Source organism: Flavobacterium aurantiibacter (genome assembly GCF_002251775.1).
GTDB classification, from domain to species: domain Bacteria; phylum Bacteroidota; class Bacteroidia; order Flavobacteriales; family Flavobacteriaceae; genus Flavobacterium; species Flavobacterium aurantiibacter.
Genome location: NZ_NOXX01000020.1, coordinates 1 through 1,181 on the forward strand (window position 1 = coordinate 1; position 1,181 = coordinate 1,181).

The window sequence follows — 1,181 nt, forward strand, 5'->3', positions numbered from 1 at the left end:
AGATGCCTGTTTAAAACTGTACTAAAGAGCTAGATTTCTCCATAACACGAGACGAATTCTTCGCTTTGCAAATAAATTGAGCTTTAAGTCGTTAGTTTTCTCTTCTAAATTAAGAATATGAAACAACTTCTGTTTCTTTTAAGTACTTTAGGTTTGATAAGTTGTCAAACGCCCTATCAGCGCCAGAAATTCAGTTACCGTAATGCTGACGTGTCTCTGTGGCTAAATACATTTAAAGCTGAAGCATTTTATTCTTGCTTGAAAGAAAGCTATCCAAATAAGGATAGTGTTTTCGGACAAATTGAGAAATCGGATTTGTTAAATTTATTTGAGGGAATCGGAACAAAAGATATCGATTACGCGAGAAGTCTAGGTAAAAAAATTGCAGTTGAAATGCCAAAACCGTTTATTAAAATAGACGCAGACGAAGAGTACCTGCGGACAAAAAATTTCATTTCGTACAATTGCTTAAACTACTATGCTAGCCGTGAACTCGATTCGATAGCCAAAGCAGCATACAAAGAGTTTAAGAATAGTTCACTTTTAGAAATAAAGAGAAAACGACCGTGAATGGCTCATGTCAATATGGAAACAAGACATTTTAAATCATTAATCTTAGTAAGTTTTTTGGCAATTCTTACTCCTGGGGCACATGTAAGCTTACCCAATGCAATACTACTTCCGTTACTTCTTCTTCAATCGGCTTGGCAGCTTTTTGCAACTTCGGTAAGTTCTGCGATAATCTTTGATTTTGCATTAGCGCTAGTTCTTTGTTGTAGTTTAGTATTGACGCTTTTGCGAAACAAATTGCTAACTTTGGTTGCGATTGTTATCCAAATTTCTTGGCTTGCTTATACTTTTCAAATTAAGTACCTAGAATATTGGTATTATACAATTCCTGCGACGACTTACTGTTTGCTTACCTTGTTTCTTTTAATTAAAACGATTAGAATTCTTTTGAAAGGAAGCGCACGCAACGTGAGTTCTTAAAACGGTATAAATTGTAAGGCGGTTTTTAGAGTGACACTCTCTTGGAAACGATTGCCCTAGCCGCGATAGCAGTGTAAAGGGTGCGCAGCGGCGGCCGTTTGAGCTGCGGTGAAAAAGAGCGACCAACGGAAGCTACTTTTGCGCCTTCAGCGAAACGGGCGCCGCAAGCACACTTGCAACGGATAGCGCGA

At 38.2% G+C, this 1,181-nt stretch carries 1 protein-coding gene; it reads left to right on the forward strand.

Translation table 11 applies throughout. The features are described 5' to 3' along the window. The first annotated feature begins 117 nt into the window (after positions 1-117). Complete coding sequence (locus CHX27_RS00185; protein ID WP_094484781.1) at positions 118-570, forward strand: hypothetical protein; 453 nt, start codon at positions 118-120, stop codon at positions 568-570. Positions 571-1,181: the final 611 nt, after the last annotated feature.

What these genes read in the sequence shown, in the direction of transcription:
- CHX27_RS00185 (WP_094484781.1), top strand. Translation starts at nt 118, where the DNA reads ATGAAACAACTTCTGTTTCTTTTAAGTACTTTAGGTTTGATAAGTTGT.